Origin of the sequence: Formosa bonchosmolovskayae (assembly GCF_051016085.1) — a bacterium.
Taxonomy (GTDB): domain Bacteria; phylum Bacteroidota; class Bacteroidia; order Flavobacteriales; family Flavobacteriaceae; genus Formosa.
Genome location: NZ_CP174605.1, coordinates 4,005,922 through 4,022,161, shown reverse-complemented (window position 1 = coordinate 4,022,161; position 16,240 = coordinate 4,005,922). Strand labels below are relative to the sequence as shown.

The following is a 16,240-nucleotide window of genomic DNA, read 5'->3' as shown; positions in this document are numbered from 1 at the left end:
ACTAATATCTTATAAAATGAAAAAAACAAGCATACTATTAATCTGGATTGTTCTAGGTTTTTATTCCTGTAAAGAAATGCAGGAATCAAATATAGAAACGGTAAAGGAAACCTCAAAAGTTATAAACCGTGAGGCATTAGTAACGCGACATAATGTTAACGTAAAATCTTTAGATACCTTGGCGTCGTTAAGTGTAGGAAATGGGTCTTTTGCTTACACGGTAGATGGTACCGGGTTGCAAACATTTCCTGAATATTATAAAGATGGTATGCCTTTAGGAACACAATCGGAGTGGGGATGGGATAGTCATCCAAATACCGAAAATTATAAATTTGAAGAAACTTTAGTAGATTATAAGCAAAATGGGCGTAAGGTATCGTATGCCATTCAAAATAAAACAACAGAAAGAACAAAGGCAGCTACTGAATTTTTTAGATCGAATCCACACCGCTTGCAACTTGGCAATTTAGGTCTAGAATTGTTTAAAACCAACGGCGATAAAGTGACTCCAAAAGACATTAAAGACATCAATCAGACTTTAAATGTTTGGACAGGTGAGCTTAAAAGTGAATTTACTGTTGAAGATATACCGGTAACGGTTTGGACAACATGCCATCAAGAATCTGATGTGATTGGTGTGAAAATTGAATCGGAATTGATGAAAAGTAATCAATTAAAAATCCGTTTAAGATTCCCTTATCCTACAGCAACTTGGACAGATTTAGGGGCTCAATGGACCGGAGAAAGAAATTATACAAGTAAAATAGTTTCAGAAAACGAACAACAGACCGTAATTTCCCGTCACTTAGATTCTTTGAATTACAATATTGGGTTGACTTGGAGAGGAAAAGCTAAAGTGAGTAAAAAGGGAGACAACTATTTTTTATTAACTCCGAATGATGACACACATAATTTTTCATTTACCTGTGATTTTTCAAATAAATCGATTATAAAATCATTCACTTTTGAAGACATAGAAGAAAGCAGTAAAAGTGAATGGGTAAGATTTTGGAATAGTGGAGGAGCTATAGATTTTTCAGGTAGTACCGATCCTCGTGCAAAAGAATTAGAGCGTCGAGTGATTTTATCTCAATATCTCACAAAATTACAATGTACGGGAGAATTGCCTCCTCAAGAAACAGGTTTAACATATAATAGCTGGTATGGCAAACCTCATTTAGAAATGCATTGGTGGCATGGTGTGCATTTTGCATTGTGGAACAGATCAGAAAATTTAGAACGTACATTACCTTGGTATAATCGCGTGTTAAAAAAGGCTAAGGGTTTAGCGACTCGTCAAGGTTTTGAAGGCGCAAGATGGCAGAAAATGACAGATATGTATGGCGATGAAGGTCCGTCTTCGGTTGGTGCATTTCTAGTGTGGCAGCAACCACATATGATTACCTATGCAGAGCTCATGTATCGTGAAAAACCAACTCCTGAAACTTTAGAGTTGTATAAAGAACGCGTGTATGCCACAGCAGATTTTATGGCCTCTTATGCGAAATATAACAAAGACAAAAAACGATATGAATTAGGACCACCAATTATTGCAGCTCAAGAGCGCTTCAAAGCCATTGAAACCTACAACCCAACTTACGAATTGGCCTATTGGAATTGGGCATTGAATACAGCCATAAGATGGAAAGAACGCTTGGGAGAAGAACCAAATACCGAATGGAAAAAAGTACTGGAAGAGTTGTCTCCATTACCAGTACAAAACAATAAGTATTTAGCCGCAGAAAGTGCCACAGATTCATACACAAATCCAGAGTACAGAACAGATCATCCCTCGGTTTTTGGAACTTTTGGTATGCTCCCAGAAACAGCAATGTTAGATAAACAAATTATGCAAAATACCTTTAATTGGATTTGGGACAACTGGGCTTGGGAAGAAACTTGGGGTTGGGATTTCCCTATGACTGCGATGACTGCAGCACGTTTAGGTATGCCTGAAAAAGCTATAGATGCCTTGTTTATGGATGTTAAAACGAATACGTTTTTAAAAAGCGGACACAATTACCAAGATGGTCGATTGCCTGTCTATTTACCTGGAAATGGCGGATTACTAACAGCGGTTGCTATGATGTGTGCTGGTTGGGATGGTTCTGAAGAAGACAATCCTGGTTTTCCAAAAGATGGTAGCTGGGTGGTCAATTGGGAGAATTTAGATAAGATGTTTTAAGTTGTAATATGTTTAGAGTTAGCGGATTGGGATGGAATATTGTGTTTTTAAAAGTGAGATCCTAAATTATTCATTTTATTGGTTTCAAATTGAAGGGTTTTAGTAAAATTAAAATTGGACTTTACGTATAGGAAGAATATTAACGCAAAGGATCACGTACAGTAAGTCATTTAAGTTGTCCTATTGCACGGTCTACCAAGTATAGATATAAAGTGTTGAATGGAGATGTAAAGTCTCGTTGCCAGGATGTATTGATTCAAATATTTGAATCCGAATAAGTTGAAGTATTAAAATGAGTTGTAATTCTAATCATGCTGACATGTAAATGGAATACTTACCAAAACAGTGTATTAGTTTATTGACAAAACAAATGAATGGAAGAAGTTCAAGGGAGTTACAGAAGGAGTTTCCAAAATTAAGGAAACAATATTGGGGTAAATATTTTGGGCAACAGGTTATAGTGTTTGGATTACTGAAATTATCACAGATGAAATGGTGAAAGAATATTTAAAGCATCACGTAAAGCCTAATCCAGATAGCTCCAATTACATATTAGTATAAAGACAAATAGGGACTTAAGTTCCTCCTATAAAACCACCTGCTTTGCAGGTGGTCAAATTTAAAAGCTATGCCTGTATATACGATATGAGCAAATTCAAATCTATCGGAATTTTAAAAGGAAAATTAGCTGTAAAATATTAAAGAGTTAATCCAAACTAAAACAGGTGGAATATTTTGGAAATCATTTCTGGGCAGGAGCTTTCTTTGTAAGTGCACTGGGATTATGTATAAAGGAATTAAACTAAAACATGTAAAACATCAGGAAAAGGAAGAAAAAATAGTTGATGAAAATAAACAAAAGTTTGATTTATAAATAAGCCTACGAACCACTTTCGAGACGCAATCCACTGCAACCTTTTAATAAGTTTTTTTTTTAATACGAAAATATAACTCTGAGTTATTCACTTCTTTATAATATTTAATGGTCTAATTATATCCTATTATTTATGTAATCGATTACAATTTTTTACAAAGAAAAACGATCAATAAAGTCAAAGGAATTTTTTTTCTTTCCTTTTTCCTTGTTTAAAATCATATGTGAAGCCGTTTCTCCCATAGCCTTAAAATTGGTAGAAATTACAGTAATTCCTAATAATTCTTTTAATGGAGTATCATTATAAGAAATAATCCCTATGTCTTTACCTAATTCCAGATCGTAGTCACGGATTTGTTTCACTAAATTAACTAAATCAGACTCTTCGATTGTAATAAAAAGGTCTCCTTTTTTTAAAATAATGTCTTCGTAGAGTTCATCGATAATTTCAAAGGTCATATCAAAATTTACACAAAATTTTCTGAATCCATGTAAAATTCTTCTGGGATATGGGTAAACTGATTTATCTGGATAAATTAAAAAAATTTTATTATAGGTTTTAATTTTTTTCAAACCTTCTATTAATGCATTATAAATATCATTTTCAAAATCTTGAAAAATTTCTATGCTTGGATATAGGTTTTCAATTTTACTACTATTATCCATAATGACAAGCTTTTCCTTAGGTATCATATTAAGCGATTCCATTACTTTATCTGTCATACTAATGTGTCTAAGGTGGTCTGTTTTAAAATGGGGCATGATGATATAATAGTCATAAGCACCTAAGTATTTTTCCATTAAATTTAAAAATAGTGTCTCATCGCAGTGATAAATAAATAAATCTGTATGGGAATTGGCACCCATACTATTTACAAATGCATTATGGATTCTAAGCTTATAAGAACTTAGTTTATTTATTAAGAATAGAACATTTATTTTAGAAATTAACTTAGTACGTGTTATGTAATAGCCTTTCCCTCGAATAGAAGAGATTATCTTACGTTCTTTTAGTACACTATAGGCTTTTTCTACCGTATCTCTAGATAAATAAAACTCTTCACTGAATTTGTTAATTGAAGGAATTTTATCATCAACTTTAAGATTACCAATTGAAATATTATGAATAATAGTGTCTATTATTTGTTTATATTTTGGTTTCCTAGAATGTTCATCTATTTTGATAAATTCTAACATAATCCTTCTTTTTTTTATTAAAAAATTAATGATTTGCAATATAACCTTTCTTATTGTTTTTTAGTGTATTTATTTTATTAATTACAAATAACCATATAGTGCAGGATAGATATAAATAACTTATCATTTAGATTTACAATTAGAACTAATCAATAAAATATAAATGATGAATAGTCTTGTTAGACAATTTAACCACGTAGATTACCTTTGGGACGACAAAAAAGCTTCAGCATTAAAAGATGATCAAGTCGCTCTATTTCTGTATCGCTCAAATTTATTAGGAGCAGATTTAAGAATAACAAATTATGGTGGCGGTAATACTAGTTGTAAAACTATAGAAAAAGACCCATTAACTGGGGAAGATGTAGAAATCATGTGGGTTAAAGGTTCAGGTGGAGATATCGGTACCTTAACACGAGCAGGAATTGCAGGGTTATATACAGGTCGTTTGCGCGACTTGAAAAATGTATATGGTGGCTTAGAAGATGAAGATCGTATTGTAGGATTATTCAATCATTGTATTTACGATTTAGATAGCAAAGCCCCTTCAATCGATACTCCTTTACATGGTTTGTTACCTTTTAAACATATTGACCATTTACATCCAGATGCGTTAATTGCAGTTGCGGCGGCAAAAGATAGTGAACAAGTTACAAAAGATATATGGGGTGATACTATGGGCTGGGTTCCGTGGCAAAAACCAGGTTTTGATTTGGGTCTTCAGCTGGAAAAATGCTTGGCAGACAACCCTGGTATTCGTGGAATTGTTTTAGGAAGCCACGGTCTATTTACTTGGGGAGATACATCCCATGAATCTTACATAAATAGTTTGGAAGTTATAGAAATGGCTTCGGAATACATCCATAAAAAAAGTAAAGTGCGTAATGTGGTTTTCGGCGGACAAAAAGTAGTCTCCTTACCACAAGAACAGCGTTTAGAAAAAGCAGCTCAAATTATGCCTTTATTAAGAGGGTTATGTTCTTCTGAGAATCGAATGATCGGTCATTTTTCTGATAGTGATGTCGTATTAGAATATATAAATAGTAACGATTTAGAACGTTTGGCGCCTATGGGAACTTCGTGTCCCGATCATTTTTTACGTACTAAAATTCAGCCTTTGGTATTAAATTTAGATATAAATGAAGATTTATCTGAAACCGACGTGATTATTAAAAAATTAGAGCCAGCTTTTGAGGGGTATAGACAGGAATATGTAGATTATTATAATAACTGCAAAAAGGATAATAGTCCTGCGATTCGCGATGCCAATCCTGTGATTATTATTTACCCAGGAATAGGTATGTTCAGTTTTGCCAAGAATAAACAAACATCACGGGTAGCGAGTGAATTTTATATAAACGCAATCAATGTGATGCGTGGTGCAGAAGCTATAACCGAATACACGTCTTTACCAAGACAAGAAGCTTTTGATATTGAATATTGGTTATTAGAAGAAGCTAAACTACAGCGTATGCCTAAGGAACAACCGCTTTCTCGTAAAGTAGCATTTGTTACAGGAGCAGGAGGTGGAATAGGTAAGGCTATTGCAGATAAGTTGGCTGCAGAAGGTGCAAATGTGGTGCTTACAGATATTAATGAAGATCGGCTTAAGGAAGCCCATGCCTCTTATAAAAATGACGTGTCTACGTATGCTGTATGCGATGTAACCGATACTGACTCTATTGCTAGAGCATTTAAAAAAGCCGTTATCGCTTTTGGAGGTGTCGATATAATTGTTCATAGCGCCGGATTAGCCATTTCTAAAGCTTTAGAAGATACTACCGATAAGGACTGGAATATTTTGCAAAACATATTAGTTAAAGGACAATTCAATTTAGCAAAGCAAGCTACAGCCATAATGAGAAAGCAAGGTTTAGGAGGCGATTATATTGCTATAGCCAGTAAAAATGGTTTAGTTGCTGGGCCAAATAATGTAGCTTATGGTACAGCAAAAGCAGCACAACAACATATGGTACGATTATTAGCTGCAGAATTGGCTAAAGATAAAATTAAAGTAAACACGATAAACCCAGATGGTGTTATTGTAGGTAGTAAAATTTGGGAAGGTGAATGGGCAGAAGGTCGTGCTAAAGCTAATGGGATTACTGTTGAAGAATTACCCTCATTTTATGCAAAGCGTAATTTATTGCATGAAATTATAACCCCAACAGATATTGCAAATGGTGTGTTCTCTTTTGTGGGGATTTTAGATAAATCAACAGGAAACATTATAAATGTAGACGGAGGTATGTCTAATGCCTTTGTACGTTAAATTATATTATAAAATTAATTAGTTTTTAGTTACTAATTATTATTTTGTTTGTTAAGTAAACCTTTCATTGGCTGTACCAATGAAAGGTTTTAGTTAAAATAATTATTATGAAATTACAAGAGTCGCAGTTATCAGAATTCAATAAAAAAACTATTGAAGACCATCAAAATCAGTTTGATTTTTTAGGGCATACATTAGCTAAAAGAAATATAAATACAGAAAACGTGATTAACGCGTTAGCCAAATTTCAAGTCGCAATTCCAAGTTGGGCATTGGGTGCTGGAGGTACGCGTTTTGGTCGATTTTCTTATTATGGAGAGCCATCAAATCTTACTCAAAAACTAGACGATGTTGGACTTCTTCATGCGCTTACGCAAACAGCAGGTGCAGTTTCATTGCATATTCCGTGGGATGTGCCCGAAGATTATAATGCTATTAAAGAGCAAGCAAAAGCTTTACACTTAAAGTTCGATGCCGTAAATTCTAACACCTTTCAAGACCAACCTCATGCTAAAGAAAGTTATAAGTTTGGGTCGTTGTGTAATACAAGTGAAGCTGTAAGAGAACAGGCTATAGCACATAATCAGGAGGTCATTAAAATAGGGGACAAGTTAGGGTCTAAAAGTTTAACGGTTTGGTTGGCCGATGGAGCTACGTTTCCAGGTCAGAATAATTTCCAAACAGCACTCTTTAATACAGAAAATAGTTTAAAATCCATTTATAAAACGCTTCCAGACGACTGGAAACTTTTTATCGAATATAAGCCCTACGAGCCAAATTTTTATAGTACGGTTATTCAAGATTGGGGGACTTCATTTATGTTGGCAAATGCCTGTGGAGACAAAGCATTTACACTTGTAGACCTCGGACATCACCTACCAAATACAAACATCGAACAAATAGTATCAACCTTAATGCTAAAAGGTAAATTAGGAGGGTTTCACTTTAATGATAGTAAATATGGCGATGATGATGTGACTGTAGGAAGTGTTAAGCCCTATGCTTTATTTTTAATTTTTAATGAGTTAGTATATGGTATACAGAATAATCCGCAGAATCCCGATTTATCATGGATGATAGATGCAAGTCATAATATTAAAGATCCTTTAGAAGATTTAATGCAATCTTTAGAGGCTATTCAGGAAGCTTATGCTAAAGCTTTACTTGTAGATCAGGTAGCATTAAAGCAAGCACAAATGGCTCATGATGTTGTGAAGTGTCAGGAAATTTTACAAGGTGCATATCGTACGGATGTACGCCCCTTATTAGCACAAGCCCGTTTACAAGCAGGAGGTGCATTAAATCCATTAGCCATGTATAGAGATTTAGGGATTAGAGAAATGCTTATAAAAGAACGTGGAAGACATACTGTGGCATCAGGATTATAAAACGAAATTTACAAATGAAAAAAGTAGTAACAGCAGTATTTGATATCGGTAAAACCAATAAAAAATTCTTCCTTTTCGATAAAGAATTTAAAGAAGTATATAGAGAATATACACGTTTTACAGAAATTAAAGATGAGGATGGCTATCCTACCGAAAACTTACCTGCTTTACAAGATTGGCTAAAAGAAGTGTTTCATAAAATATTAGAATCCAAAGAATATAAAGTGAAAGCCATAAACTTTTCAACTTATGGTGCAAGTTTGGTTCATATAGACAATAATGGAAACGTTTTAACGCCTTTATATAATTATACTAAGCCCATGAATGAGGCATATATTGCATCATTCTATGAGAAATATGGACCAGAATTAAAGTTTTCTCAAGAGACGGGGTCATCAAATTCGGGCATGTTAAATTCAGGTATGCAATTGTATTGGCTAAAACAAGAGAAGCCAGAAATTTTTAAAAAGATAAAATTTAGTTTGCATTTTCCTCAATATCTAAGTTATATTTTTACTGGGATTCCACTAAGTGAATATACTAGTATTGGTTGCCATACAGCACTATGGGATTATCTGAAAAAAGATTATCACAAGTGGGTGTATAATGAAGAATTACATCATATTCTGCCTCCAATAGTGTCTACAGAGACCAGTATTAATATGAATTATAATGGTAAACGTATTAAAATAGGTGTTGGTATTCATGATAGTTCTTCTGCTTTACTTCCGTATGTACGAAGTAGTAAAAAGCCATTTATTTTGGTGTCGACAGGAACCTGGAGTATTTCTCTGAATCCATTTTTTAATGGGATCTTATCAGAAAAAGACATTCAGGAGGGAAGTATAAATTATATGCGTATTAATGGAAAAGCGGTAAAATCGTCTCGTATATTTCTAGGTAATTTTTACAGGCAGAATGCTCAAAAACTAGCTAGACATTATAGGGTATACGAAGATTATCATCAAACAGTAACTTTCGATTATGAGATGTATTCGAGTATAATTAAAGATTTTAAACCCTTTTTTAATTTAGAATCTTCGAATGCATTAAAAGTAAAAGAAATCGATTTAAATACATTGCCGTATAAATGCTTCGAAATGGCTTATCACCATTTAATGATAGAAATTGTTCAGTTACAAGTAAAAAGTATAGCTGTTGCTAAAGGAGATACAGAAATTAAGAAACTTTATATAGACGGTGGTTTTACTGCAAATGATGTGTATATTAATTTACTTTCACATTCTTTAAGAGATATGAAATTACGAACAACAACTTCGTCTTTAGGTTCTGCCTTAGGTGCTGCTATTGCCATTTCTGATGTGAAATTAAATTCCAAATTTTTAGAGTATAATTATGCGTTACAAAAACATACGCCATTTATTGTTAGCTAGAGGTTAAAAAAAACACTAAAAATATGACAAATAAGATATCATTAATTCATCCGAGGGACCAGATTACTAAAATTATTAGTAGAATTTATAAACGGGGAATGACGACCACTTCTGGAGGTAATATTTCGATTATAGATAATAATGGAGACATTTGGGTCACGCCATCTGCAGTCGATAAAGGATCTTTACGTGCTTCGGATATAATTTGTGTTAAAAAGGATGGTAGGGTAATAGGTAAACATAAGCCTTCATCCGAATTTCCATTTCACAAGGCCATTTATGAAGCGAGGCCCGATATAAAATCGGTAATTCATGCACATCCTCCAGCATTAGTTTCCTTTAGTATTGTACGGCAAATACCCAATACGAACATTATTTCTCAGGCAAAACATGTGTGTGGACCAATCGGTTATGCTAAATATGAATTACCAGGTAGTGAAAAATTGGGAGATGTTATTTCTGAAGAATTTAAGAAAGGATTTAAAGCCATAATAATGGAAAATCACGGAACCGTTTTAGGAGGAAGTGATTTAACAGATGCCTTTGAACGTTTTGAAGCTTTAGAGTTTTGTGCAAGTACTATTTTATACGGTTCTCAAATTGGTAAACCTAAGTATTTAACAGATGCACAAATTGAAAAGTTTGAAGTTCAAGCAACTGGTGTTTTACCTGAAATGGAATCTTCAAGTCATCCTTCAGATGAGGTTGAAAAACGTCTCGAAATTAAAAATATTGTCCAGCGCTCTTGTGAGCAAGGACTTATGATTAGTTCTTACGGTACCGTGTCTATGCGTTGGCACGACAACGACTTTTTAATTACACCAACAGGAGTAAATCGTTGGGATCTAGATATTGAAGATATTGTTCAGGTTAAAGGAGGTAAACGAGAAGCTGGAAAAAAACCTAGTCGGGCCTCTTGGATTCATCAAGAAATCTACAAAAATAACCCAGATGTAAATTCTATTATCATGACACAATCACCTTATTTAATGGCATTTGGTGTTACGGGTTCTTATTTAAATGTAAGGACTATTCCCGAGAGTTGGATTTTTTTACAAGATATTAGAACTGTGAAATATGGTGTTCATTTTAGAGAAAATAATAATTCTGAAATTGTCGAAGATTGTGCAACTGCTTTAATTATTGAGAATGATTCGGTAATTATTACAGGAGACAAATTACTCCAAACTTTTGATTATTTAGAGGTCGCAGAATTTAGTGCTAAGTCTATCGTATTAGGAAGTTCACTTGGTGATATGGTGCCTATTAACGATGAGCAAGTAGAAGAATTAAGAAAAAAGTTTTTATCATAAATACAAATTATGGCTTTAAAGTTTGATACCCGTTATCCCTCAATAGACGATTTAAGGGCGAAAGCACAAGATAAAATTCCAAAATTTGCCTTCGAATATTTGGATGGTGGTTGTAATGAAGATGTTAATTTACACAGAAACACATCCGAACTAAGGGATGTTCAGTTAAAACCAAATTATTTAAGGCCATATCAAAGCTCCTCCCTTAAAACCAAATTATTTGGTATAGAATACGATGCACCATTTGGAATTGCACCAGTAGGATTGCAAGGACTAATGTGGCCAAATGCCCCAGAAATTTTAGCTAAAGCCGCGCATAAACATAATATTCCATTTGTTTTGAGTACGGTTACTACGACAAGTATTGAGCGTGCAAGTGAATTAACTGAAGGTAAATCATGGTTTCAATTATATCACCCCACCGAAAATAAATTAAGAGATGATATTATTAACCGAGCAGCAGCGGCAGAATGTCCTGTTTTAGTCATATTGTGTGATGTTCCTACGTTTGGGTTTCGTCCAAGAGATATAAGAAACGGGTTAGCCATGCCTCCTAAAATGTCAATACAAAATATATTACAAGTTTTAGGTAAACCACATTGGGCATTGCAGACTTTAAAAAATGGTCAGCCTAATTTCGAAACGTTAAAACCTTATATGCCTAAAGGTTTAGATCTAAAACAATTGGGGAAATTTATGGATCAAACATTTAGTGGCCGATTAAATGAAGAGAAAATAAAGCCTATTCGCGATATGTGGAAGGGAAAGTTAGTCCTAAAAGGGGTGGCGTCAGAATATGATACAGAAGAAGCTATTCGCTTAGGTTTAGATGGTATTATTGTTTCTAATCATGGCGGGCGTCAATTAGATGCAGGAGAATCTACGATTAAACCATTATATAAAATTGCTGAAAAATACGGTGATAAAATAGAGGTTATGATGGATTCTGGGATTCGTTCAGGTCCTGATGTAGCTCGTGCTATGGCAAGTGGTGCAAAATTTACTTTTATGGGGCGCTCTTTTATGTATGGTGTTTCTGCTCTAGCAAACCGAGGAGGAGATCACACCATTTCTTTACTAAAAACCGAATTACAACAAGTTATGGATCAGTTGTGTTGCCATACGACTTCAGATTTTCCTTATCATCTCGTGAAGTAATTAAGCTGAAACAATTATAAAAAAAAGTATAAAGAATAGATAAGTAAATAATTCTAGTAATACTTGTTTTTTATACTAAGTATTATTGAAATTAGAAATAGGATAACCGAAGAATTGTAACCGAATTTATAGTTTTCCAATCAATCACAAGCAATCAATCACAAACAATAAACTAACTAATTTAAAATGACTCAATATAGTATAGAAAAAGAGGTAATAGCTCTGTCGTCTGGAGGTGAATATGAAAGAGAGCCCATACCACAATCCAAACTGAAAGGCTGGAAAAGTTTTATAGGTATGTACGCGGGAGAACATGCCGCTGGTACAGAATTTGTAATAGGACCATTGTTTTTAACAACAGGTGTAAGTGCCTTCGATTTAATTATTGGATTATTAATAGGTAATTTACTAGCTGTTTTAAGTTGGCGTTTTTTAACTGCAGAAATAGCAGTTAAAAATAGATTGACCTTATATTTTCAATTAGAAAAAATTTGTGGAAGAAAGTTAGTGACAGGTTATAATTTGGCAAATGGTATTCTTTTTTGTTTTTTGGCAGGATCCATGATTACAGTTTCTGCAACTGCAGTGGGAATTCCCTTTAATATGCCCATGCCAAAATTAACAGATACGATGCCCAATGGAATGACTTGGATTGTTATTGTATTACTAATAGGGGCAGTGATTTCAATTATAGCAGCTCGAGGGTATGATACGGTTACTAAAGCAGCAAATTGGATGTCTCCATTTATTGTTCTCGCTTTTTTAGCTTGCGGAATAGTCGCTTTAAATCAATTGGGAGTTGGTAGTTTTTCTGATTTTTGGAATATTTGGGGAGAAGGATCAGAACCTTTTACTGGACAAACAAAATTTACGTTTTGGCATGTTGTAATTTGGTCCTGGTTTGCTAATGGAGCTATGCATATTGGAATGTCTGATTTAACAGTGTTTCGATTTGCAAAAGAAGCCAAGGCAGGTTGGGCAACCGCAGCAGGTGTTTATGTCGGTCATTATATGGCATGGATTGCCGCAGCTTTAATGTATGCAGTATATTTACAATCACCCGAAGCACAAGTACTTTTAAGTAATGGAGATGCCCCTTCTGTTGCACCTGGACCTATGGCATATAATGCTATTGGGGTATTTGGAATAATTGCAGTAGTATTAGCAGGTTGGACGACCGCAAACCCAACAATTTATAGAGCAGGATTAGCTTTTCAGGCAATTTTTCCAAAATTATCTACTGCAAAAGTAACTGTCATAGCTGGAGCGATTGCTACAATTGCCGGATTGTTTCCTGCATTTGCAATGAAATTATTAGATTTTGTTGCTATATATGGATTCGTTTTAGCTCCATTTGGGGCAGTGATTGTTTTTGAGCATTTCTTTTCTGAAAAAGCAGGAATTATACTTAATTATGCCGAAGTAGCAAACCTTTCATTTAATAAGTCGGTATTTTGGGCTTGGGCCATTAGTTTCGGATTATTTTATTTTATATCTATTCAATTTAATGTGTTCTTATCCTTTGTGACACTTCCAGCTTGGTTGTTGTGTGGTGTCTTGTTTTTGGTTTTTAGTAAATATTTTCAGAAGAAACGGTTGAGATAGTATTCATTTAATAGTTCGGGGATAATAATATTAAGCTTTGATGTAAATATTTAGAATTTAAAATTCTAAGAGGAGTTGTAAAAGTACTAGCAGATGTTTTTTTGATTGAAATAGAGAGATTCTGTGTGTTTGTCGATGTAAGTGATTAAAAGTTCTGTTTAAGATAGTGCATATAAAAAGATGATTACGTAACTAAATACAGATGTTTTAGGGAGAGAATTAATATAAGAGAATAATGAAGGATTAGAAAAGGATATTTTAAAAGAACTAAATAGAGATCCATATTATTTAAATGGTTTTAAAAGCGACTCTAACCTTAAACATGTTCAAATTTTAAATATTCACCTTTAAGTCTTTATACGGATTATGTAATCTAAGAACGGTTTGTTTTATCATATTAAAAAATGCAGGTGTTCCCCCTAATTGCGGAGGGGAACTCCATAGCTAACTAAAGAAGATACTAAAATAAACTTGATGGTTTAGGTGGATGGAATGAATGGAATGGTAATTATTTTGTAATAGCCAATGGTGATGTAATACCTAATAAGGAGGATGCAAAAAATGCTTCCGAGGTTATAGGATTCTAAAGTGTTGGTGTAGTAGGGTACTTATACTATTTTATTTGCGGTAGATGAAACGATGGACGTTTCAAGTGATAAGGTTACCACGGAAAATGAAAGTCACTTTGAAATTTAGTCTGATCAATTAACACTTGCTGAATAATATTATTGTTATTACTGAAAAATATTGGCCCGAGATAAACATGTTTTAGGTTTCATTTTTATATGTTAATTTAAGGTGGAAGTTTAAGACGGAATGGCACTAAAATGGATTAAATAGAAAAGTTTGGTTTAAATGTTCTAAATAAGGTTAGAAGTAGAGGATTTAGGTGTTTTTCTGAAAAATTTAACTTTTTGATGATTAGAAATTAAGTACTTATAATAAGCTGCCTTTAGTTTTTAGCTTAATCCTAGCGTGAAAAACAATATATAAATTAATTTGGGTATACTTTTTTTGGAAAGCATGCTTTTAAATAATTTATCTAAGCTTATGGATTATACTGTTTAGGTACAAATAATGAATATATCTAAATTTTTATAAATTTTATCGGTGAATAAATCAGAAAATTAAGTTTTTTTTACATATTTCAAATAAGTGGTGTTTGTTTAGAAATAAATAACATATATTTGTGTAATCGATTACATTAAATTATATGACAATGACTAATTACAATTTTAGATATGCATCACATCCTCTGGATGCACAGAAATATTCTACCACGGAATTAAGAGATCATTTTTTAATTGAAAACCTTTTTCAAGAAGATAGCATTCAACTTACCTATTCAATGTATGATAGGTTTTTAGTTGGAGGGATTATGCCAACAACCAAGGCTTTAAAATTGGAAACTATACCCTACTTTAAATCTGAGAATTTTTTGGATCGTAGAGAATTAGGTATTGTGAATGTTGGAGACTTCGGAATTGTAACAGTGGATGGAGAAAGATACGAACTTGATAAAAAGGAAGCGTTATATGTTGGAAAAGAAAATGTAGATGTAATTTTTGAAAGCAAAGATGGCGGGCAGGCCTTGTTTTATATTAATTCTGCTCCTGCACATCAAAAATTCCCAACAAAAAAGGTTGGGAAAGAAGATGCCGAAATTATAGAACTGGGAGATGAAAAATTAGCCAACAAAAGAATTTTAAATAAACTTATAGTTAATAGTATAGTCGAAACTTGTCAACTTCAAATGGGTTTGACAGAATTGTTGCCTGGAAACGTTTGGAACACCATGCCTTCACATACACATAATAGACGTATGGAGGCTTACTTCTATTTCGATTTAGATGAGCGTCAAACTATAGCTCATTTTATGGGAGAACCAGAAAATACACGTCATATTTTCATGACAAATAAACAAGCCGTTCTTTCTCCTGAGTGGTCAATTCACTCAGGATCAGGAACTTCAAATTATGCCTTTATATGGGGTATGGCTGGAGAAAATTTAGATTATGGTGATATGGATGTTTGTCCACCAAACGAATTAAAATAAAATAAAATGAGCTTATTCAGTTTAGAAAATAAAACAGCGATTATTACGGGAGCTACGCATGGCTTAGGTATGGCAATGGCTGAAGCATTAGGAAAAGCCGGTGCAAAATTAGTAATTACTAATATTTTTAGTGAAGATTTAGAAAAAGCAATAGTACACTACAATTCTATTGGACTAGAGGCATCTGGTTATGTTTTTGATGTTACAGACGAAGATGTAGCAGCAGAAAAAGTTGCAGAAATTATCGAAAATGAAGGTCAGATTGACATTTTAGTAAACAATGCAGGAATCATTAATCGTGTTCCTGCGGAGGATATGAAGGTAGCAGATTTTAGGCGCGTAATAGACGTTGATTTGACTGGGCCATTTATAATGTCTCAATTGGTGGGTAGACATATGATTGCCAATAAAAGTGGTAAAATTATAAACATATGCTCTATGATGAGCGAATTAGGTAGAAACACAGTGTCTGCCTACGCATCTGCTAAAGGCGGATTAAAGATGCTAACTAAAAATTTAGCTACTGAATGGGCAAAGCACAATATTCAAGTCAACGGAATTGGGCCTGGTTATTTTGCTACTTCACAAACAGAGCCAATTCGAGTAGAAGGTCATCCGTTTAACGATTTTATAATTAGTCGAACACCTGCAGCAAGATGGGGGAATCCCGAAGATTTAGGTGGTACAGTCGTGTTTTTAGCATCTCAGGCTAGTGATTTTGTTAATGGACAAGTCGTTTATGTAGACGGAGGGATTTTAGCAACCATAGGAAAACCAGCAAACGAAGATTAAACTTAA

11 protein-coding genes are annotated in these 16,240 nt (G+C 33.8%); 10 read left to right on the top strand and 1 reads right to left on the bottom strand.

All coding sequences use genetic code 11. The features are described from left to right. Nucleotides 1–16: 16 nt before the first annotated feature. Entirely contained in the window at nt 17–2,185 is a 2,169-nt protein-coding gene (locus ACKC83_RS17225; RefSeq protein ID WP_434036498.1) for a hypothetical protein, read from the top strand. Nucleotides 2,186–2,510: 325 nt separating this feature from the next. After that, complete coding sequence (locus tag ACKC83_RS17220) at nt 2,511–2,684, top strand: transposase (protein WP_434036497.1); 174 nt, start codon at nt 2,511–2,513, stop codon at nt 2,682–2,684. A 528-nt stretch (nt 2,685–3,212) separates the two neighbouring features. Here the strand turns inward: ACKC83_RS17220 and ACKC83_RS17215 are convergent. Then, entirely contained in the window at nt 3,213–4,256 is a 1,044-nt protein-coding gene (locus ACKC83_RS17215) for a GntR family transcriptional regulator (RefSeq protein ID WP_434036496.1), read from the bottom strand. Nucleotides 4,257–4,422: 166 nt separating this feature from the next. Between ACKC83_RS17215 and ACKC83_RS17210 the strand changes: the two genes are divergently transcribed. From ACKC83_RS17210 to ACKC83_RS17175, 8 genes are all read left to right on the top strand, one after another. Then, a complete protein-coding gene (locus ACKC83_RS17210) occupies nt 4,423–6,528 on the top strand; it encodes a bifunctional aldolase/short-chain dehydrogenase (protein WP_434037797.1) in 2,106 nt (701 codons plus the stop codon). Between the two features lie 107 nt (nt 6,529–6,635). Continuing rightward, nucleotides 6,636–7,916, top strand: coding sequence for a sugar isomerase (locus ACKC83_RS17205; protein WP_434036495.1), 1,281 nt, complete (start codon nt 6,636–6,638; stop codon nt 7,914–7,916). 14 nt (nt 7,917–7,930) lie between these two features. Continuing rightward, nucleotides 7,931–9,310 (top strand): FGGY-family carbohydrate kinase, encoded by a 1,380-nt coding sequence (locus tag ACKC83_RS17200; RefSeq protein ID WP_434036494.1) that lies wholly within the window; start codon nt 7,931–7,933, stop codon nt 9,308–9,310. A 23-nt stretch (nt 9,311–9,333) separates the two neighbouring features. Continuing rightward, the gene (locus ACKC83_RS17195; RefSeq protein ID WP_434036493.1) at nt 9,334–10,623 is read left to right on the top strand and encodes a class II aldolase/adducin family protein; all 1,290 of its coding nucleotides are present in this window, start codon (nt 9,334–9,336) and stop codon (nt 10,621–10,623) included. A 9-nt stretch (nt 10,624–10,632) separates the two neighbouring features. Then, complete coding sequence (locus ACKC83_RS17190; protein ID WP_434036492.1) at nt 10,633–11,781, top strand: alpha-hydroxy acid oxidase; 1,149 nt, start codon at nt 10,633–10,635, stop codon at nt 11,779–11,781. Nucleotides 11,782–11,967: 186 nt separating this feature from the next. Next, complete coding sequence (locus ACKC83_RS17185) at nt 11,968–13,386, top strand: purine-cytosine permease family protein (RefSeq protein WP_434036491.1); 1,419 nt, start codon at nt 11,968–11,970, stop codon at nt 13,384–13,386. 1,219 nt (nt 13,387–14,605) lie between these two features. Next, entirely contained in the window at nt 14,606–15,442 is an 837-nt protein-coding gene (gene kduI / locus ACKC83_RS17180) for a 5-dehydro-4-deoxy-D-glucuronate isomerase (protein WP_434036490.1), read from the top strand. Between the two features lie 6 nt (nt 15,443–15,448). Then, nucleotides 15,449–16,234, top strand: a complete 786-nt coding sequence (locus ACKC83_RS17175; protein ID WP_434036489.1) for a gluconate 5-dehydrogenase — start codon at nt 15,449–15,451, stop codon at nt 16,232–16,234. The last annotated feature ends 6 nt before the right edge of the window (nt 16,235–16,240 follow it).